Raw genomic sequence first — 20,142 nt, 5'->3', positions numbered from 1 at the left:
ATCAAAAACTGCAACTGGAAGGTCTAAGTTGCGGTTTTTTTCATTGCTTGGATTTCGGTTCACAAAGCTTGTAGTTCTAGAAGCGAAAGGCTTTTTAGATAAATTGACTTCTTGTGTATTTGTACTTTATATGGCTCTAGGCATATGGACAGACCATGAGACAAGCTCTGCATATGATAATAAAAAAGGAGTTGCTGAATAATGAAATATCACACTAGAAATGTTAATAATCTGAATAATTTAGCAGATAATACGAAAGCTGCAGCTTTTAAATGGTACCAGTACTGTATAGACAACGGAATTGAAGTGTTAATTTATGAAACAATTCGCACGTTGGAACAACAACGTGAAAATGTTCGTAAAGGTGCATCATAAACGATGCGCTCATATCATTTAATTGGGCAGGCCTTAGATTTTGTACCAATTAAACCAAATGGCACAGAAGATTGGCAAGGCTACAACAAAGAACCATGGGCATCTGCTATTCGTTACGCTAAACAAATTGGCTTTGAATGGGGCGGTGACTGGAAAGGGTTTGTCGATAGTCCACACTTGCAATATAACTACAAAGGGTATGGAACAGATACTTTCGGAAAAGGTGCTCAAAACGTGTCATCTCCTCCTCCATCGAATGATGGTGCAGGGGTTGCTTATATTAACGGTAATAATGTGAATTTACGAAAAGGGCCTGGTACTGGATATGGAGTTATTCGTCAATTAGGGAAAGGAGAATCCTACAAAGTATTCGGACAATCAAACGGCTGGTTAAATCTAGGTGGAGATCAGTGGATTTATAACGATCCATCATATATTCGTTATACTGGAGGAAATGTGCCAGCAACTTCACAGTCATCAAACGACGGTGTAGGTGTAGTTACTATTACAGCAGATGTATTGCGTGTTCGTACAGGTCCAGGAACAAATTACGACATTGTGAAGAATGTGTACCAAGGTGAAAAATATCAATCGTTTGGGTATAAAGATGGTTGGTATAATGTTGGTGGGAATCAATGAGTTTCTGGTGAGTATGTTACGTTTAAAAAGTAAAAATAAGAGCCGTCCTGTTGGGCGGCTTTTTATTTCGCATATTCATAAGACAAACACTCATAACATCATTCTTGATACATTGAGTATCAAGAATGATGTTAGTACTCAGAAAGTAATCAAAATGTAATTAATTTCACCTACGCTTTTTATATTTTTTTGATACACTGGCTACGAGAGGAATGCCAATTAAGGTAGGTAAAAACCAAAACCATATTGGCGGAAGTAAATTTAAAATGGGAATATGAATGCCGATGTTTACTAAAAGTGCCGTAACAGCACCGATATAAGAGCCTAACATACCTCTAATATGGTGGTGAAGCCAATTTTTCCAACGCTTTTTTCTTGCAAGATAACCATAAATCGCAAATGAATAAGAGAAAATTGCTACATAAAATAAATATGCGATTTTATCCCAGTTTATAATGGATAATATTATTGCAGTAATTGTGACAACGACATAGGATGCATGATATATTTCACCCCATTCCGTATGTTTTCCTTTCTTTTTTTGAGCAACCATCGCTACAATACCGGTGATTAAGCATATTGTTCCAAATAATATGTGTATGGTCAAAAGAATGTTGAAAATGCTCATAATAATTCCTCCTTTTTTATTTTCATAGTATTGCAGTATAGGAGAAAAGTTGAAAAATATAGTTAGTTCGGCTTAATATATTGAAATTAAGGTACTCCTAGAACAAAATCAAATGATTTAAAGGTTTTCTCAAAATTAGTGAGACGATTATTACGTTAAATGAAGGAGCGACTTCTATGTTTACATCTATCACATATTTACGATCAGGGAATGACAAGCAGCAAAAAGTTTACGAAGTTATGAATAAACTAAATATAATGGAGGATTTAGTTCTATATAGTCCTGTGCTTTGTGGGACAATCCCTATTAGAATTGACACTATTCAATCTGACTTAGATATTGTAATGGAAGTACATAATTTTGATATTTTTGAAAAAGAGATTAGATCTTTATATGACTCTTATGAAGGGTTCAAAATAAAAAAGAAACAAATCAATAATACCGAAACGATAAAGGGAAAGTTTCAATTTGAAGGTTTTGAATTTGAATTATTTGGTCAACCTAGACCAGTACGTAACCAAAATGCATACAAACATATGATTGTAGAACACATGCTATTAATGCAGCATCCGCATATAAGGGAAGAAGTTATTCACTTGAAAGAACAAGGTTTAAAAACAGAAACAGCTTTTGCTCAAGTATTAAAAATTGACGGAGACCCTTATGAAGAACTTATTTTATTAGGACAGGAAATGAGATTGTGGTAAATAAGATAAGTAAAAAGATCCTCTTATAAGTAAAAGAGGATCTTTTTCAAGCCATTAACTCACAGATTAATGCACTGAGCAATTTAACCTCGTGAGTAATTTGTTCCGGGGAAGCATATCCATATGATAAACGTATGTACTGATTTGATTCTTCTTCATAAATACATCCCGGATTTAAAAGAACACCTCTTGATAGTGCCTTTGAAAATAGTTTTTCCATCGGAATGTTAGGTACAATCTTTAGCCATATAAAAAAATCCGCCACTAGGAATATCCCACGTTGCAATGTCTGCACAATACTTATTTAAAGTTTGTACCATCATTCGTCTTCGTTCTTTCAAGTGAATTCTTACGTTCGCTACATGTTCCTCATAATATCCTTTACATAACCATTCCGCAGCAACTCTTTGAGATAAAGAACTTGATCCATAGTCTGTTTGCATTTTTATATCTGACAATCTATCAATAACATATGTCATAGGTAGGAAATGATTGCATAAAAGAATGAACCTTTCAATTCATGAGGGAACATGGCCCCTCTGTTAGCAAGTTGGAAAACTAATTGCCAAAAATCATCCTGGATTGATCAATCCTTTACCTAGCATCATAATCATAAGCATATTGGTAAAGTATAGAAATGAAGCTAAACGATCTTATATGATTAACTTTTAATCCCAATCCTTTTCACGACCAAACTTATCCTTTTATTGTAAAAGGGATCGAATTGGATGTTCTTGCAGACCAGCATCCGGAGGAACTCGTTGTCATGTTGTTATCATCCGTTGCATATCAACAGGCCACCCCTCATGTTTTCGGGAACTTTACAACTGTAACAAAAGACAGAGAGAGATGGAAACAAGTTATCAAACACAGCTTAAAAGTAAACTTTTTAAAGTAGTGCAGATAGGTAAAATTTTTCAAGCAAGAATAATTACTAAAATAACATACTCTTTTGAAAGGATGTTTTTAATGAGAAAGCTTAATGATATTCCCCAACCTAAAACGTTTGGTCCATTAGGTAACGTACCTCTACTTGATAAAGATAAACCGCTCCTATCGTTTATCAAGCTGGCGGAAGAGTACGGTCCCATTTTTCAGCTTCAAACTCCAGGAGGTACTGCCATTATCGTTTCTGGGCATGAACTGGTAGAAGAAGTCTGTGACCAGTCACGGTTCGATAAAAGTGTAGAAGGTCCTTTAGCAAAGGTTCGTCCCTTTGCTGGAGACGGGTTATTTACAAGTGGAACGCACGAGCCTAACTGGAGAAAAGCCCATAATATTTTGACGCCTACATTCAGTCAGCGGGCAATGAAGGATTACCATGCCATGATGGTCGATATTGCCGTACAGCTCGTTCAAAAATGGGCACGGCTTAATCCGAATGAAGAGGTGGATGTCCCGGAGGATATGACCCGTCTTACATTGGACACGATTGGTTTATGCGGTTTTAATTACCGATTCAACAGTTATTATCGTGAGACTCCTCATCCTTTTATCACCAGCATGGTCCGTGCTCTAGATGAAGCGATGCATCAAACACAACGGTTAGATATACAGGACAAACTCATGGTGAGAACTAAACGTCAATTTCAGCATGATATCCAAGCCATGTTTTCTTTAGTGGATAATATTATTGCCGAACGTAAGGCCAATGGAAACCAGGAAGGAAATGATTTGCTTTCCCGTATGTTAAATGTGAAGGATCCGGAAACGGGCGAAACACTGGATGATGAAAATATTCGTTTCCAAATCATCACCTTTTTAATAGCCGGGCACGAGACAACAAGTGGATTGTTATCCTTTGCGATCTATTACTTATTAAAAAATCCGGATAAATTGAGAAAAGCTTATGAAGAAGTAGATCGGGTATTAACAGGGCCCACTCCGACATATCAACAAGTTCTGCAGCTTAAGTATATCCGGATGATTTTAAATGAATCGCTGCGTCTATGGCCTACCGCACCAGCATTCAGCCTTTATTCAAAAGAAGACACGGTGATCGGCGGAAAATATCCGGTAAAGAAAAGAGAAGATCGGATTATGGTTCTTATTCCACAACTGCATCGAGATAAAGATGCATGGGGGGACAATGCAGAAGAATTCCATCCCGAACGGTTTGAAGATCCGGATAAAGTTCCTCATCATGCTTATAAGCCATTTGGAAATGGCCAGAGGGCGTGTATCGGTATGCAGTTTGCCCTTCATGAGGCCACTCTCGTACTGGGAATGCTTCTCCAGCATTTTGAATTCATCGATTATGCGAATTATGAGCTGGACATTAAACAAACATTAACGTTAAAGCCAGGTGATTTTAAGATAAAGGTTCGATCCCGAAATCAAGCTGCCATCCGTCCATCTGTCCTAACACCTGTAGCAGAGACGCCGGAGGACCACAAAACGGAAAAGCAAGTTCAGAATGCAGCTTCTCTCCAAGGACTCAATAATCGTCCGCTTCTTGTTCTTTACGGCTCTGATACTGGAACTGCTGAGGGTGTAGCACGGGAACTTGCAGATACAGCGAGTTTGCATGGCGTACGGACTGAAGTATCGCCTTTAAATGACCGAATTGGTAACTTACCGAAAGAAGGAGCCATTCTCATTGTTACTTCTTCTTATAACGGAAAGCCACCGAGCAATGCTGGACAATTCGTACAATGGCTCGAAGAACTACAACATGGTGAGCTACAAGGTGTTCATTATGCGGTGTTTGGTTGTGGAGATCATAACTGGGCCAGTACCTATCAAAATGTCCCAAGATATATTGACGAGCAGATGGCTCAACAGGGGGCCACAAGGTTCTCAACACGTGGAGAGGGGGATGCGAGTGGAGACTTTGAGGAACAGCTCAATCAATGGAAACAAAGCATGTGGTCGGATGCGATGAAAGCTTTTGGATTGGAGTTCAATGAAAATGTAGAAAAAGAACGCAGTACCCTAAGCCTTCAGTTTGTCAGTGGCCTTGGAGGATCTCCTCTTGCTCGTTCATACGAAGCAATGAATGCAACTATTGTGGAAAATCGCGAACTCCAATCAGCTGGCAGTGATCGGAGCACTCGGCATATCGAGGTGGCCTTACCTCAAGGAGTTACTTATCACGAAGGAGACCATCTCGGAGTGCTTCCACACAACAGTGAGGAAAATGTCAGCCGCGTTCTCCGTAGGTATAATTTGAATGGAAATGATAAAATAGTACTGACAGCAAGTGGACGAAACGCAGCTCATCTGCCACTTGATATGCCTGTAAGTTTACGTGATCTTCTTAGCTATAGTGTGGAAGTGCAGGAAGCAGCAACCAGAGCACAAATACGGGAACTGGCATCTTTTACGGTTTGCCCTCCACACAAACGAGAATTGGAAACTTTGGTGGAAGAGGGAATTTACCAAGAGCAAATATTAAAGAAACGTATTTCCATGTTAGATCTTCTCGAAAAGTACGAAGCATGTGAAATGCCGTTTGAGCGGTTTTTAGAACTTCTCCCTGCACTCAAACCACGTTACTATTCTATTTCAAGCTCACCACTCGTTGCCGAGGATCGCCTGAGTATTACAGTTCGTGTTGTAAGCGGACCTGCCCGGAGTGGACAAGGCGAATATAAAGGGGTCGCTTCTAACTATTTAGCTCAACGTCACAACGAAGACAATATTGCTTGTTTTATTCGTACTCCACAATCCGGTTTTCAGTTGCCAAAAAATCCTGAAACGCCAATTATCATGGTTGGACCAGGAACTGGGATTGCACCATTCCGAGGGTTTTTACAATCACGTCGCATCCAGAAACAGCAAGGCATAAAGTTAGGAGAAGCTCACCTATATTTCGGTTGTCGTCATCCTGAACATGATTATCTCTATCGTACAGAATTAAAAAAAGATGAAAAGGATGGCATATTATCCTTACATACAGCTTTTTCGCGTCTGGAAGGACATCCAAAAACATATGTACAGCATTTAATGCAACAAGATGGAGACAAGTTAATTTCTTTATTAGATAACAGCGCTCATCTTTATATATGCGGTGATGGAAGTCGAATGGCTCCAGATGTAGAGAATACTCTTTGTCAAGCTTATCAGCGAAATCATGGGGTAAGTGAACAAGAGGCAAGAAATTGGTTAGACCAATTGCAACGTGAAGGGCGATACGGAAAAGATGTGTGGGCTGGAATCTAAGTTCCGTATTAGACAGTAATACACAATATTTAAAAACAAAAATCCCGTATCCTTTATTGGATTTGGGATTTTTACTTAAACATAGATATCCAATTTTCTTTAAAGGTGTTATTCCACGAATTGGCCCTTTAGCTGAGTAACTTTATTGCTACTCAACAGTTCCTTAATTCTCCTTTCAGTTCAGATCTTCTTTTCACTATCCACCCCTTTTAGATAAACAGATCCAAAGGGGCAAAACATCGAGCTTTTAAATAAACTCCGTGACTTTATTTAAAAGCGAAACATGCTTAATAAAAAATGGGATTTTTGAATCATATGTGTTCACGCTTTTACGATTCTAATATGGGGAACTGCTTTTCCAGCAATTCGTATGGGGCTTGAATCTTACACACCTGAACATCTTACTTTACTACGCTTGTTAATCGCTTCATTCATACTTCTAGCGTTTTCCTTTATATACAAACTACGATTTCAACACATCTCTAAATATCAAGTACACACTTATTAAAATTCAATCAGGATTTTATAAAAATCACGTTATAAGGTGTTGCCGAAAAAGGGAATTATTTTACTACGTCGAATGTAAAAATACATCCTCTGTATAAAGGAGCTTAAAATAATGAACGTCCATTTAAAGGTGGTTACGAGAGAAAATTGGGAAGACGCATTAAAGGTACAAGTTAAAGAAGAACAATCAAAATTTGTACCAACCGTAGCAGTTTCACTCGCTAAAGTATATATAAAACCAGATGGTGAGAATGTAGAGTACATGCCATTTGCTATATACGATGGCGATCTTATGGTTGGTTTTATTATGCATGCTTTTATAAAAGAGACATCAGACATGTATTGGATTAACGGATTTATCATTGATCAAAAGCAGCAAGGAAGAGGTTATGGGAAAGCCGCATTACAGGAAATCGTTCATTTAATAAAAAATAAATTTATGGCGTGTAAAGAAATTAGATTAACTGTACATAAAGATAATATCTCAGCAAAGAAACTATATGAAAGTTACGGTTTTCAACCATTAGGGCATGATTATGATGGTGAACAAGTATATCGTTTATTAGTTTAATTTTTACGAAGTAAATTAAGCAAATATAGATTGAATGACTAGGAGGAATACCCATTGAAAAGTAAATTCCATCATATTGTACGAGCTGTCGTGATAAAAGATGAAAAAATACTAGTTGCAGAATACATAGGACATCACTATTTTTTACCTGGTGGTCATGTTGAAATCGGGGAATCTGCGGAGAACGCATTAATAAGGGAGTTACGAGAAGAAATAGGAGTAAACTGTAGTATAAAACGTTTTTTAGGAGTTATAGAAAATCAATTGCAAGATAAAGCTGTACTTCATCATGAAATAAATCACATTTTCGAAGTAGATTCACAAGAATTACATATTGACTTGACACCAAATTCTAAAGAATCTCATTTAGCGTTTCACTGGATAGACTATAATAAAGATGCTTTAAATACTTATACAATCATGCCAATGCCTTCAGTTAAAGAATTACTAGAAAGAAAACTAAGTGATGAACTAGCAAATTGTTGGATTAGCAATTTTTAAACCACTCTATTTATAGTAAATACGTCCATCGCGAAGATGAAAAGAAAATAGGCTAAAAAACAAGGTACATCACCTAATGTAAAGTCATATTTTGTTGATGTACGCATTTAGTCAATAGCCTTGTTTCTATTTTGTTTACAAAAACATATTACAATTTGGGCGAAATTACTTAAAAATGGAGGGTTTCGAAATGAATGAGTTTCACCATGAACTACAATCGTTAAACCTTAATGATTATCAATCTGGTAATGTTGTGTATTGGGATCAACAACAAAATCAATATCCATATTACTACATTCAAGACGATGCACGTCGATGTGGCGGTTGCGGTGGACGCTGTGGTGGATGTGGCGGCAGATGTGGTGGTTGCGCAGGGCGTTGCGGCGGATGTGTAGGTTGTGCTGGATGTTTCGGTTGTTTTAATTGCTGGAACTGGTGGATTATTTAAAGATTGTAAATCAATACCATTTCACATCAAATGAAGGTATAAATACTAATTTATACCTTCATTTGATGCTGTAATAATTATTAGTATTAAGGGGGATTTTTATTTGAATACATACGAAAAGTTAATTGCTTGGGTAGAGAATATAAAAGAAAAAAATCATAGTTCTGCAGCAGCGCTTTGCATTATAAAAGATAACAAAATTGTACTAGAACATTATAGTGGTTATCACTCAAATACATCAACGAATAAAAAAGTAACAGCATCTTCACAGTTCAACGTTGCTTCTGCTAGAAAAAGTTATTTAGGATTAATGGTAGCGTATGCGCTTTATGAGGGGAAAATAAACTCTATTGATGACGAGGCGATAAAGTATTTTAAAGACTCCGATCCTTTATTACTTGGTAATACAACGATAAGACATTTAGTAACTCATTCGCACGGTTTAACAGAAACTGATGATGGGACAATTTTTCGTGAATTTGAACCTGGACAAGCTTGGGCGTATAGAGGTATTAATGTGAGAATGGTTACACATCTTATTTATCAGCTATACAGCAAAAGTTTTCCTGAATTGTTAAAAGAGCGTGTGTTTAAACCTGCTAATTTCCAAGAAACAGGATGGAGAATTCATCAAGGTGAAAATTTAGTTAAAGTTGTTGATAATCCAAATAAAGTGGCGATTAGCGAAGTTGGTACAGTAGATGATGGCACTGAAAAAAATCTATTTGTTTCTGCTAGAGAATTTGCTTATTGGGGGAACCTTCATTTAAATAAGGGAATGTTACACGGTACACAAATTGTACCAAAAGAAGTGATAGAAATCGCTACAAGCTTGCAGAGTCCGACGTATAAAAATAATGAGCTACCCCAAAACGGATTGTTTTGGTTCATTCAAAATGAACCTGCGCGATTAAGTGAACTTGGTGAACGTGTTCCAAAAGGAGCATATCAAATATTAGGAATTACTGGACCGACCATTTTAGTAATACCTGAATATAATGTAGTTGTTGCGAAAATGTATAATAAAAGATACAACTATGGCGGTGATAATTATTTATATTATTTACGTAAATTTAGCAATTTAGTCGCCGATACATTTAGTAGCGGTAATAGGGCATAATTACTCCTATAATAAAAAGGAGTGAACTTAAATGAACAAAAAAACAAACAAAAATAAACAAGAAATTATAAAAGATACAAATACAGAACAAAATGCGATTTATAGCGATCCAAAAGATGCAGCTAATATGCAAACTGTACCACAGCCGAAGGATTTTGATGAAATTGAATATTAATTTCTTATCCGACTATATGATGAATGAAAAATACGTCTTAAGTCCCATCACATATAAGAAATCATTTGGTAACATATATACATAAGCATTTAAAAAATGTCTTATCTTAACAAAGCTTTCTTTCAATATATCTGATATAACCTGCAAAAAGGCACTTCTTTATGAAGTGTCTTTTTGTGTATATGAACTTAATTACCATTTTCCGTATAGTATCTTGCATTTTTTGATGGATATACTAACTGTGAAATTCACATCTAGATAAAAGAAGGGGACAGTTAGTATGAAACAAAATTCTATAAATCCGCTGTTAATTGTTCTGGGTACAATTATTGTACAAATTGGCCTTGGTACAATATATACATGGAGTTTATTTAATCAACCCCTTGTAAGTAAGTTTGGATGGAGTCTCAATTCGGTCGCGATAACTTTCTCCATAACAAGTTTCTCTTTATCATTTTCAACCTTATTTGCAGGAAAGTTGCAGCAAAAATTAGGACTCCGTAAACTTATTGCTATCGCAGGAATTGTTTTAGGACTCGGTTTAATACTTAGTTCACAAGTTTCCTCATTACCATTACTTTATTTATTGGCCGGTGTTGTCGTTGGATATGCTGATGGAACAGCATATATTACATCACTATCTAATTTAATTAAATGGTTTCCAAACCGTAAAGGGCTCATTTCTGGTATATCTGTTTCAGCATACGGAATGGGGAGCTTAATCTTTAGATATGTAAACGGCAATCTTATCGATAGTTTTGGTGTATCACAAGCATTTTTATATTGGGGTATTATCGTCTTACTTTTGGTATTGATTGGATCGTTCTTCTTACGTGAAGCAATTGTAAGTAACACGGTAACGGAAACATTACACAATGATTATACGCCGGGTGAAATGATGAAAACAAAACAAGTATATCTCTTATTTTTCATGTTATTCACATCATGTATGGGCGGGCTGTATTTAATCGGTATGGTAAAAGATATTGGAGTACAACTCGTTGGACTTAGCGCAGCAACCGCTGCTAACGCCGTTGCAATGATTGCAGTCTTTAATACGGTTGGTAGAATCATTCTCGGAACATTATCAGATAAAATAGGTCGATTAAAAATTGTTTCTGCAACGTTTATTATTATTGGATTGTCAGTCTTTACTTTAAGTTTCATACCACTAAATTACGGAATATATTTCGCTTGTGTAGCTAGCGTTGCCTTTTGCTTCGGTGGTAACATTACAATATTTCCAGCCATAGTCGGAGATTTCTTCGGTTTAAAAAATCATAGTACAAATTATGGGATAGTCTACCAAGGTTTCGGATTTGGTGCACTTGCAGGATCATTCATTGGCGCATTACTTGGAGGATTTCAACCAACCTTCATTACAATCGGTGTTCTATCTGTTATATCTTTCGTTATCTCTATATTAATCCGTCCTCCAAATGCAGAAAAGAAGAAAGAAATACAATCGTTACATCGAAAAACAGCTTAATTTTAAAAAAGAGTCCTTATGCTAGGGCTCTTTTTCATTACAACGTTAACCTTGCTCCGTTAATTGATCAGTAAAGACAGGACAATTTGAAACGAATTAATGGTAAAATGAGATAAAGACAGAAAATTCCTTTTATTAAAAATAGAGGAGGTAAGTATGAAAAAAGTCAATGTTACATACGCGCTTTTGTATGATAAAACTAACGAAAAGATCCTAATGGTAAAAAATAAAGGGAAGCATGGCTCTTATTACACATTACCAGGTGGTGCAGTTAAACATGGAGAAACGTTAGAAGAGGCAGTAATTCGGGAAGTGAGAGAAGAAACAGGACTACATATTTCTGTAAACGGGATTTGTTCTATCAGCGAAGCTTTTTTCGAAGAGAGAGGTCATCATGCAATTTTCTTTAATTTTTTAGGCGAAATAATCGGAGGGGAGACATATATATCAAGGCCGAAAGAAATCGAAGAGATTACTTGGATGGAATTACATATAGCAGCACCGTATTTACGTATGCCAGAACATTTTTTACAAAGGGATGAAACGGCACCTTACTTTTTTAACGGAACAATCGTTCATCAGTCTTCATAAAATTATCATTTCATTTAAGGCGGTGGAAAAATGGAGTTTATTGTTAACCATAAACACTTCACTCAAGCACTTTCAGAAGTAAGTAAAGCTATATCTACAAAATCTTTAATTCCTATATTATCCGGCATCAAAATAACAGCAGATCAATCTGGAATTACTTTAATCGCAAGTAACTCGAATATTTTTATTGAAAAATTCATACCTAGATCTATCGAAGACAAGAAAATTGCAACTATCTTAAAAGCAGGCACTATTGTTGTACCTGCAAAATATTTCATTGAAATAATAAAGAAAATGCCAAGTGATATAGTAATAAAAAGTAAGAATGAACAAATAATTACCATACAATCAGAAGAAATCACATTAAATTTAAATGGATTTCCAGCAAATGAGTTTCCGAATGTACCACGTATAGACGATCATGCAGAAATACAAGTAGAAACAGAGCAATTGATTGAAGTGTTTAAACAAACTGTCTTTGCAGTAGCTAAAAATGAATCTAGACCAGTTCTTACCGGTGTACATATAGAGTTAGATCATAATAAGTTAATTTGCGCTGCAACTGACTCACATAGACTTGCTATACGTGAAACACTAGTTTCTACAAATATGAAGGCAAACTGTATAGTACCTAGTTCAACTATTAGTGAACTTCTTAAGTTAATGAATAGTAATTCAGAATTCGTATATATCTATCTTTCAGAGAGTCACATTATTTTTACATTTGGCACAACTACGTTATATTCAAGACTGATTGAGGGCAAATATCCTAATATATCTAATCTCATTCCAAATGAATTTCAAACGGTTATTCACATAGATAGAAAAAAGATATTACAAGGTGTAGATCGATCAAGTTTATTAGCAAGTGAATGGGCAAATAACAACGTCAACTTAGAAATCATCAACGAATCCACAATTAAAATATCTTCTAACGCTTCTCAAATTGGGAAAATAGCTGAAACACAACAAATAGATACCCTTCGTGGTGAAAAGCAATTAAATATATCTTTCGATGGGCGATTTATGGTTGATGCTTTAAGGGCAATAAAAGAAGAAACAGTTACTTTAAGTTTTGGTGGTTCTATGAGACCGATATTGATTGAAGCAGGAGAGCAATCTACAGCAGTACATCTTATTTCACCAGTGAGAGCTTATTAGGAACGAAGGAAAGAACTACATTATGTACAAGTACACTTTATGTTTTATTAAAAGAAACGAAGAAATACTTATGTTAAATAGAGAATATGCCCCTGTAAAAGGATTATGGAACGGGGTAGGAGGGAAGATTGAAGCAAGAGAAACACCTTTAGAAAATGCGATTCGTGAAATAAAAGAAGAGACCCATATAGATGTTAAGCAAAATCAAATTCAATTTAAAGGAATAATTAAGTGGGAAGATTCTTCGTACTCTGGTGGCATGTATGATTTACATATGACACACCAAAAAAGTATCCGAAGGGATTTTAGACTGGAAAAGTGTGTCCTGGATATTAAGCGACTATAATTATGGTGTAGGAGAAATGTTACCTAAATTATTACCTGAAGTACTTCATAATGAGTTAATATTAGAGCACTCTTGTATTTTATCAAATCATAAATTAGTAAAATATGAAAATAAAGAATTAGCTAGTCTGGCCATCCCGATAAATACAATAAATATATAAGACTTATTGTATTTTTAAAATAAGTCAGTTAGCATAGAAAAGATAATCGTTATCAATCAAAAAGAAAAAGGAGGTATTTATGAGAAAGAAAAAAATTTTAGGATGTATAATCGCAATACTTTTTGTGATTTCCCTACAATTCAACTTAATCTCAGCAATCTCCAATGAAGAAAATTCAGAAACTCAATCAAAAACTGCTCCTAGTATTCCTTATACCTTTCAAAATACAACTAACTCCGAAGATCCTACAGGATATTGGACAAAAGAAAAAATGGAAAATGCAATTCCAGTAGATGCAATCAAAAAAGATGTAACATCAGAAAGTGTTCCAAAAGAGAAAAAATCTCCATCAATAGGTAAACCTGTCAATGTTTCTGAACCAGTTGCACCAGAAAATAATCAATGTTTAAACAAATAAAATAAACTTAAATACTGAAAAAAGAGCGAATTCCTTATAAGAAATTCCGCTCTTTTTTACATTTATAATTAAACTTCACGCCACCAAGCTGCTGAGGGATAATCTGTAGATTTTAACGTAATAGATTCACCAATTTGTGGCGTTGCAATATTAACTCCTAAACGTTTTGCTTCTTCCGTAACACGTTCAATAGGATCACTCCATTCATGTAATGCTAATGTAAAAGCACCCCAATGAATCGGAAGTAGTAATTCTCCTTTAACGTCAATATGAGCTTGTACTGTCTCTTCTGGCAGCATATGAATAGCAGACCATCTCGTATCATATTGCCCACATTCCATTAACGTAAGATCAAATGGACCGTATTTATCACCAATCTCCTTAAAGTGAGGCGCATATCCACTATCACCACTAAAGAAGATTTTTGTCTCTTGACCAAGAATAAGCCATGAACACCATAACGAACGATCTCTATCTGTCATGCTTCGTCCAGAAAAATGTCTTGCAGGGGCACAAACTAACTTTATAGTATCAAACGTAATTTCATCCCACCAATTATGCTCACTAATTTTACTAGGTGAAACACCCCACTTAATAAGATAACGAGCAACTCCAATCGGAACATAAAAGTGCTTTGCACGATCTTTTAACTGCATAATACTTTTATAATTTAAATGGTCATAGTGATTATGAGAAATGATAATCGCATCAATTTCTTGAAGGTCTTCACGTTCTAAAGAAAACGCACCACTATAACGTTTACTATTAAAGACAGGAAATGGGGAAGAGGCATCTCCAAGCATAGGATCTAATAACAGTTTTTTACCTTCTATTTTTAAAAGCGAAGCAGAGTGCCCAAACCACGTAACACTTTCTAAAGATTCATTATCTTCATTCGACAAAACAATAGGTAAATTCTTTAAAGGACGCAGCTTTGATTTCATTTTATAGTAATCAGTCATTAAACTTATAATATCTTTTGGTTTAAAACTCATATCAGTATGAATTTGATTTATATATTTCTTTTTCATTAGTTCTCCTTTTTACGTTTAACAATATACGTATGTTGTTATTGTAGCTATTTGTAGTGTAAACTAAATCATTTTACCTTGCATCTGAAATGCTATACATTTCGTAAATTCTTCAAATTCATTATTTGTATATAAAGACTAATCGCCATATAGAAGCAGGTTATTGTTAAGCAATTGTAAATTGTTTTTATTAAGTAAATTCCTTTTTAGAACCCACAAAGAACATACGTTTCGTTATATGTTATAGAAGTAGATACACCTTTAATAAATCAAAGGAAGGAGAGTTCATAAATGAAAATAGAAGGAAAAAAGAAGTCCAAGTGTAAACTATCAAAATCTGAAATCATTCATCTGTATGCAGAAGGGAAGAGTACCTCAGAAATCGCGATGCTTGCTAATGTATCTGCAAGGTATATTCGTATGGTTTTAACAGACAATAACGTTCCAAGGCGGGCTATAGGTAGTTGGAAGAGAAAGTACGAGTTAAAAGAAGATTATTTTCAAACATGGTCAAATAACATGGCTTATATTTTAGGTTTTATAGCAGCTGACGGCGTTATACCAAAAGAAAATCAATGTGTCAGTATTTCACAAAAAGAAAGTTACATTTTAGAAGATATAAAAAGAGAACTAAACTCAAACCAGCCGCTTTATCAAAACAAAAAAACAGGCGTATATATGCTAAACATTAATTGTAAAACAATAAAAGACAATCTTATGAACATACACGGAATCATGCCATGTAAATCATTTAACATCGAATTTCCCTTTGTACCAGAAGAATATTTACATCACTTTGTTCGTGGGTATTTTGATGGGGATGGTTACGTCAATTATGAAACTTATACAGTTAGTTTTGTAGGTGGATCCTATAATTTTATGAATTCTTTAAATCAAATACTACAAAATCACAATTTACCAACTGATTTACTAAATCAAAATAAACATTATCGCGTCATTTTAACCGGAAGAAAATCAATACAATTACTTTCAAATTGGATTTATAAAGACAAAGATATTTATTTGCATAGAAAATATGAAGTATTTCAGAAAGAGAGTCTAAGTTTAGATCAATTACAAGATCGAAAACTAAAACAAACTCAAACTGCCGTTAAACAAAGAAAACAAAATTTCCTTAAAGAATATATGAAAAATAAATGTAATGCTACAGCTTGTTCTAATTTAGAAATAAGCGAACAAACTTTTAAACGTTGGTTAAAAAATGATAATCAATTTAAAACAGAGTATGAACAAATTAATTTGACAAATCCAACTAGTAATAACTAAATATAAAACTCTAGATAACCTTAGTATAGGTATTAACATAGCCATACTAAGGTTTTTAATTTGAAATCATTAAAGTATTCTTATTTTTATTTATATAACATAGTAAATACATAGATTTTACAATTAAATTACTAAAAAAGGAGGGATTTTAAAATGCTCGATAATTATACTCCAGAGAAAATACTACAAACAGCTTATGAGGCTAAAATGATTTCAACTGGAGACAATTCTCCATCTATAAAAATAAGTGGAACAAATCTTCAATATTTACTTGTAATGCTCCATCTTGGAATTGAGTCAAATACTATAAAAACGAAGCTAACTTGGACGAACGAAGAATTTGAAAAACAAATACATGCATTAGAACTAGAAGGTTTATTGAAAAAGATAGGAGAGAGTTACTATCCAACGTGTATGGTTATAACAGTTACTGAAGGAGAAAAACTTTATAACCTATGTGAGCCTCTAATTAAACCAACACTTAAAATCGTTGAAAATTATTCAAATCAAATTGAAGCACTTTCCAAAAGAATCAAGACATTTAATCATTTATCAAAAGAATCGTATAGTCTTTTACTTTATAGTGGTGTGTTATTAGACTTCGGACAAATAAATAACATTGAAGAAAACTATTTAAAAACAGAACGGCCTTTGAGAAACAATAAAAGATATTATTATGCGATTCAAGAACACGAACAAACAGATAAAGAGGCCTTTGGGATGTATGGTAATACGTATTTGGATTTAGGAGAATATCAAATTGGACTTTATGGAAACACTCGATATACAACTTTGAATTTAATAACTGCGAATAAAGAAACGTTTGAAGAATGTTTTCACGATGCAATTACAGATATAAATTATACGAAAAAGCAATTAGTTAAAAATTTTGTAGCAGTAGATAGACAAGTAGACATAAAATTAAATGGATTTTACGAAAAATTAGGCTTATATCAAGATTCACAATCTGTTATCCCAGTTTTTAAACCAGCTGACTTATCTATACTTAACGAAATAGCGAACACGATTAGTGAAGAATTGGTCTTATTATTTAAAGAAAACGAGAAACCTTTAAAAGAATACTTTGCAAGCAGCAGATACTCAAAAGAAATAACTTATGAAGAGTTTTTTATCTGGTAGTATCATTTTTTCTATACAAAAGTGACTGAAGAATTAATAAAACAAGGAGAAATTATAAGAAGCGTTCAAGAAAATCAAACGTACATAATCTATTAAATACGTTAAACACTTAATTAAACGAACTATCAACATAAGCGACTTATATAATTTTAGATATGTAGCAGGTGAATATATGAGCTATCATTAGTAAATAGATAATCACCCAAATTAAAGTTTAATATGAAGAAAAAACGATATTAAAGGAGAGAAGAATCTTGCAAAAGAAATTTATCAATCCAAAAACGATGCCAGCAACTTTTGGATACTCACATGTAGTCGAAGTTAGTAATGTAAAACGAACAATTTACATATCAGGACAAGTAGCACTTAATACTGACGGTCAAATAGTTGGAATTGGTGATTTAGCTACACAAACACGACAAGTATTTGAAAATATTAAAATCGCATTAGAAACTTCAGACTTAAATTTTAATGATGTAGTAAAATTAACATTTTTCTTAACGGATATTTCTCAAATGGCTATTGTTAGAGATATTCGAGATCAATACATCGATACTGAAAATCCACCAGCAAGTTCAGCTGTAGAAGTTAGAAAATTAATTAATGATAACTTATTAATTGAAATCGAAGCGATCGCTGTAGCAAAATGATTTTAAAAACGTATTCTTAATCATATCCATGCACTTCGTTTAAAATGAACACATTAAACGAAGTGCATTTTTATTGTCTTAAATATAATTTGTATCCAGACACATTGTTATAACTAAACTTATAAAACAACTGAAAAAAAACTAATAACCAGCCAATCCATTACACAGTATCAATCCAAAGAAAAAGGGGAGCCAAATAACCTAAACTAACTTTTAATAAGTTTATTATTTTTAATCAGTTAACATAATATATATTATAGGCAGTCATATAAAAAGAGTGATTAACGGTATCAAAAACCAAGTAAACTATACTTAATGAGACGAAACAGAGATTTTTAATGAGATTCACATAAAATCTTATCTAAATGAATTTATACCGTTTTTATCGTTTGATTTGCTATAAACGAATCACAGCAAATCTTTTTCAATTATTGATTGTCATTTAACGAATCAAATTTTTTTGGCGCTAATAAAATTCTTTATACGAAATAATTTTTTCAATACAAAACATAAATTATAAATTATGTTTTACTGTATAGATTTGTTGCTATTTACATACGTTTTACAACTTTATATTTTTGTTGGTATTTCTTTTATTTACGCTTGACTTTTATTGTACTCATCATTTTTCCTCTTAGTTAACATAACGCCTATTTAAATCATAAAAAAATCTCCCTTATCTTCAGGAAGATTTTTTACTTTGCTTGTATTTAATTTATATAATTAATAGCAATCCCAATTGTAAATGACATTGGAAAAATCTAGATTTAATAAATCTTCCTTGCTTATAAAGAAATTAGCCACACCAGAATCTCCCCACATAATATTTAGTGAATCGTCTGTATCGATTTGCAGCAATAATACATCATGCTGTTGGTATTTTTCTTCCCATTCTCTTGGATCTGTCTGTGTGAAAAATGGATATCCACCAATTTTATGCCCTTGATCTTCGTATAAATCATCATATAGTTCGCCTAATTCTGTATTGTTTTCTTTATCAACAATTTCTTCCCAATCAATGTTATCGTTAAAAATATTTTCAAATCGATAATCTCTTGATGTTACTGGTTGATAATCCAATTCAAACTTTAGTTTTGCTGCTTCAGGTATGATAAAATCCTCTGCATCTAAAGTGTTTAAATAACTAAAATCTGTAATAACCGTAGTTAAATCTTCTGTAATTGTAGAATGATAAATAATTCGAAAGTCTTTTTGGCTTGTTGGATGATCAAAATCTGCTCCAAAAAGCTCATCATCAGCACTTACGAAAAATTGTAACATTCCATGTTGAGGCATATGCTCAATATGAGGAATTTCTTCAAAGTTTAACTGCGCAAGTAGCATCATTGGTTGGTTATTTGAGTCTTTAGGATGCTCTTGATTTATAGGTAAATACGGATATCCACCAAACTTACTTTCAAAAAGAGTTGTCTCTGCTTGAGTACCAGACACTTTAATATACGGTTTTACGCTTTCTTCTAAAATACTACGATACTGTTCTAGTTCTTTCGGAATTTGAAGTTGATACGTATTCTTCACCATATTTGCCTCCCTTTAGTAATGAAATGAAAATGCCTTACTTAATTATATAGCAAAAGATAGCTCGATTGAAAATTGTTAAAAATCCGTTTTAACCTTCGTTTTTTGCGCACTTGGTGGACAAAGTAAATTATGTTTTGCAACCTTTTTATTTATAATTTGAATTAAATTTACTGTTTCTGCAGAATTTGTAGTTTCTTTTAGTCTTTCTTTTAAATCATCAATTTCTTTTGAAAGCTCAATCCACATAGGTAAAATATGATTATTCTTTAATGTTCTATAAAGTTGCTTTTCAGGATTGTATGAAAGTTCTTTATCAAGATTAAGAGGTTTCCCTTTACCAGGTAAATTATCAAAAGCTCCTTTCTTCTCTGCTTGTTTAACGATTGAACTAATATGATCCTCATACGTATAGGACCAAACTTTCTCATCTTTCACTAAAATCTCTTGTTTTTTTAATTTTTTATCTAGTTCTTCTTGATTCATAGATTCAAT

At 33.8% G+C, this 20,142-nt stretch carries 17 protein-coding genes and 5 pseudogenes; 17 read left to right on the top strand and 5 right to left on the bottom strand.

The annotated features are described in order from the left end of the window. Positions 1-201 precede the first annotated feature (201 nt). Positions 202-1,014 (top strand): annotated as a pseudogene (locus tag COI75_RS24345) (M15 family metallopeptidase). Positions 1,015-1,180: 166 nt separating this feature from the next. Here the strand turns inward: COI75_RS24345 and COI75_RS24340 are convergent. Next, positions 1,181-1,642: a DUF2306 domain-containing protein gene (locus COI75_RS24340; protein ID WP_000021748.1), complete on the bottom strand. Its 462-nt coding sequence runs from the start codon at positions 1,640-1,642 to the stop codon at positions 1,181-1,183. A gap of 176 nt (positions 1,643-1,818) precedes the next feature. Between COI75_RS24340 and COI75_RS24335 the strand changes: the two genes are divergently transcribed. Further along, positions 1,819-2,349, top strand: a complete 531-nt coding sequence (locus COI75_RS24335) for a DUF4269 domain-containing protein (protein WP_000495207.1) — start codon at positions 1,819-1,821, stop codon at positions 2,347-2,349. A gap of 46 nt (positions 2,350-2,395) precedes the next feature. Here the strand turns inward: COI75_RS24335 and COI75_RS27490 are convergent. Further along, positions 2,396-2,819 (bottom strand): annotated as a pseudogene (locus COI75_RS27490) (aminotransferase class I/II-fold pyridoxal phosphate-dependent enzyme); the annotation flags it as partial. Between the two features lie 499 nt (positions 2,820-3,318). Here COI75_RS27490 and COI75_RS24325 point away from each other — a divergent pair. The 12 genes and pseudogenes from COI75_RS24325 (at position 3,319) to COI75_RS24270 (ending at position 14,000) form a co-directional block, all read left to right on the top strand. Further along, complete coding sequence (locus tag COI75_RS24325) at positions 3,319-6,513, top strand: bifunctional cytochrome P450/NADPH--P450 reductase (RefSeq protein WP_002095622.1); 3,195 nt, start codon at positions 3,319-3,321, stop codon at positions 6,511-6,513. A gap of 310 nt (positions 6,514-6,823) precedes the next feature. Then, positions 6,824-6,982 (top strand): annotated as a pseudogene (locus tag COI75_RS24320) (EamA family transporter); the annotation flags it as partial. Between the two features lie 150 nt (positions 6,983-7,132). Further along, the gene (locus COI75_RS24315) at positions 7,133-7,591 is read left to right on the top strand and encodes a GNAT family N-acetyltransferase (RefSeq protein ID WP_001100609.1); all 459 of its coding nucleotides are present in this window, start codon (positions 7,133-7,135) and stop codon (positions 7,589-7,591) included. A gap of 54 nt (positions 7,592-7,645) precedes the next feature. Beyond that, the gene (locus COI75_RS24310; protein WP_000836841.1) at positions 7,646-8,092 is read left to right on the top strand and encodes an NUDIX domain-containing protein; all 447 of its coding nucleotides are present in this window, start codon (positions 7,646-7,648) and stop codon (positions 8,090-8,092) included. A gap of 190 nt (positions 8,093-8,282) precedes the next feature. After that, a complete protein-coding gene (locus COI75_RS24305; RefSeq protein WP_001001714.1) occupies positions 8,283-8,540 on the top strand; it encodes a heterocycloanthracin/sonorensin family bacteriocin in 258 nt (85 codons plus the stop codon). 103 nt (positions 8,541-8,643) lie between these two features. Further along, complete coding sequence (locus tag COI75_RS24300; protein WP_001099506.1) at positions 8,644-9,660, top strand: serine hydrolase domain-containing protein; 1,017 nt, start codon at positions 8,644-8,646, stop codon at positions 9,658-9,660. 31 nt (positions 9,661-9,691) lie between these two features. Beyond that, on the top strand, positions 9,692-9,835 hold the full coding sequence (locus tag COI75_RS27090) for a hypothetical protein (RefSeq protein WP_001036752.1): 144 nt from the start codon (positions 9,692-9,694) through the stop codon (positions 9,833-9,835). Positions 9,836-10,115: 280 nt separating this feature from the next. Continuing rightward, positions 10,116-11,324: an L-lactate MFS transporter gene (locus COI75_RS24290; RefSeq protein ID WP_098448666.1), complete on the top strand. Its 1,209-nt coding sequence runs from the start codon at positions 10,116-10,118 to the stop codon at positions 11,322-11,324. Between the two features lie 156 nt (positions 11,325-11,480). Next, positions 11,481-11,915 carry an NUDIX hydrolase gene (locus tag COI75_RS24285; protein WP_000757630.1) on the top strand — a complete coding sequence of 145 codons (435 nt, stop codon included), beginning with the start codon at positions 11,481-11,483 and terminating at the stop codon, positions 11,913-11,915. Between the two features lie 30 nt (positions 11,916-11,945). Continuing rightward, positions 11,946-13,076 carry a DNA polymerase III subunit beta gene (dnaN, locus tag COI75_RS24280; RefSeq protein WP_000394461.1) on the top strand — a complete coding sequence of 377 codons (1,131 nt, stop codon included), beginning with the start codon at positions 11,946-11,948 and terminating at the stop codon, positions 13,074-13,076. A gap of 22 nt (positions 13,077-13,098) precedes the next feature. Beyond that, positions 13,099-13,582, top strand: a pseudogene (locus tag COI75_RS24275) (NUDIX hydrolase). 79 nt (positions 13,583-13,661) lie between these two features. Next, entirely contained in the window at positions 13,662-14,000 is a 339-nt protein-coding gene (locus tag COI75_RS24270) for a hypothetical protein (RefSeq protein ID WP_001227669.1), read from the top strand. A gap of 68 nt (positions 14,001-14,068) precedes the next feature. Here the strand turns inward: COI75_RS24270 and COI75_RS24265 are convergent, their stop codons facing one another. After that, a complete protein-coding gene (locus tag COI75_RS24265) occupies positions 14,069-15,031 on the bottom strand; it encodes an MBL fold metallo-hydrolase (RefSeq protein ID WP_000731428.1) in 963 nt (320 codons plus the stop codon). 291 nt (positions 15,032-15,322) lie between these two features. Between COI75_RS24265 and COI75_RS24260 the strand changes: the two genes are divergently transcribed. The 3 genes and pseudogenes from COI75_RS24260 (at position 15,323) to COI75_RS24250 (ending at position 18,108) form a co-directional block, all read left to right on the top strand. Next, positions 15,323-16,318: an LAGLIDADG family homing endonuclease gene (locus COI75_RS24260; RefSeq protein WP_097807514.1), complete on the top strand. Its 996-nt coding sequence runs from the start codon at positions 15,323-15,325 to the stop codon at positions 16,316-16,318. Between the two features lie 153 nt (positions 16,319-16,471). Further along, positions 16,472-17,554: pseudogene (locus tag COI75_RS24255) on the top strand (hypothetical protein). A 158-nt stretch (positions 17,555-17,712) separates the two neighbouring features. Continuing rightward, positions 17,713-18,108: a RidA family protein gene (locus tag COI75_RS24250; RefSeq protein WP_001169718.1), complete on the top strand. Its 396-nt coding sequence runs from the start codon at positions 17,713-17,715 to the stop codon at positions 18,106-18,108. A 723-nt stretch (positions 18,109-18,831) separates the two neighbouring features. On the opposite strand, the gene COI75_RS24245 is transcribed toward COI75_RS24250, so the two are convergent. Then, positions 18,832-19,647, bottom strand: a complete 816-nt coding sequence (locus COI75_RS24245) for a YwqG family protein (protein ID WP_033657158.1) — start codon at positions 19,645-19,647, stop codon at positions 18,832-18,834. Positions 19,648-19,725: 78 nt separating this feature from the next. Then, positions 19,726-20,133, bottom strand: coding sequence for a J-domain-containing protein (locus COI75_RS24240; protein WP_001070923.1), 408 nt, complete (start codon positions 20,131-20,133; stop codon positions 19,726-19,728). Positions 20,134-20,142: the final 9 nt, after the last annotated feature.

Origin of the sequence: Bacillus cereus (assembly GCF_002564555.1) — a bacterium.
Taxonomy (GTDB): domain Bacteria; phylum Bacillota; class Bacilli; order Bacillales; family Bacillaceae_G; genus Bacillus_A; species Bacillus_A cereus_K.
The sequence above is the reverse complement of the archived record's forward strand: the minus strand, read 5'-3'. Positions and strand labels throughout refer to the sequence as shown.

What these genes read in the sequence shown, in the direction of transcription:
- COI75_RS24285 (WP_000757630.1), top strand. Translation starts at nt 11,481, where the DNA reads ATGAAAAAAGTCAATGTTACATACGCGCTTTTGTATGATAAAACTAAC.
- COI75_RS24270 (WP_001227669.1), top strand. Translation starts at nt 13,662, where the DNA reads ATGAGAAAGAAAAAAATTTTAGGATGTATAATCGCAATACTTTTTGTG.
- COI75_RS24240 (WP_001070923.1), bottom strand. Translation starts at nt 20,133, where the DNA reads ATGAATCAAGAAGAACTAGATAAAAAATTAAAAAAACAAGAGATTTTA.
- COI75_RS24265 (WP_000731428.1), bottom strand. Translation starts at nt 15,031, where the DNA reads ATGAAAAAGAAATATATAAATCAAATTCATACTGATATGAGTTTTAAA.
- COI75_RS27090 (WP_001036752.1), top strand. Translation starts at nt 9,692, where the DNA reads ATGAACAAAAAAACAAACAAAAATAAACAAGAAATTATAAAAGATACA.
- COI75_RS24325 (WP_002095622.1), top strand. Translation starts at nt 3,319, where the DNA reads ATGAGAAAGCTTAATGATATTCCCCAACCTAAAACGTTTGGTCCATTA.
- COI75_RS24305 (WP_001001714.1), top strand. Translation starts at nt 8,283, where the DNA reads ATGAATGAGTTTCACCATGAACTACAATCGTTAAACCTTAATGATTAT.
- COI75_RS24340 (WP_000021748.1), bottom strand. Translation starts at nt 1,642, where the DNA reads ATGAGCATTTTCAACATTCTTTTGACCATACACATATTATTTGGAACA.
- dnaN (WP_000394461.1), top strand. Translation starts at nt 11,946, where the DNA reads ATGGAGTTTATTGTTAACCATAAACACTTCACTCAAGCACTTTCAGAA.
- COI75_RS24335 (WP_000495207.1), top strand. Translation starts at nt 1,819, where the DNA reads ATGTTTACATCTATCACATATTTACGATCAGGGAATGACAAGCAGCAA.
- COI75_RS24260 (WP_097807514.1), top strand. Translation starts at nt 15,323, where the DNA reads ATGAAAATAGAAGGAAAAAAGAAGTCCAAGTGTAAACTATCAAAATCT.
- COI75_RS24315 (WP_001100609.1), top strand. Translation starts at nt 7,133, where the DNA reads ATGAACGTCCATTTAAAGGTGGTTACGAGAGAAAATTGGGAAGACGCA.
- COI75_RS24290 (WP_098448666.1), top strand. Translation starts at nt 10,116, where the DNA reads ATGAAACAAAATTCTATAAATCCGCTGTTAATTGTTCTGGGTACAATT.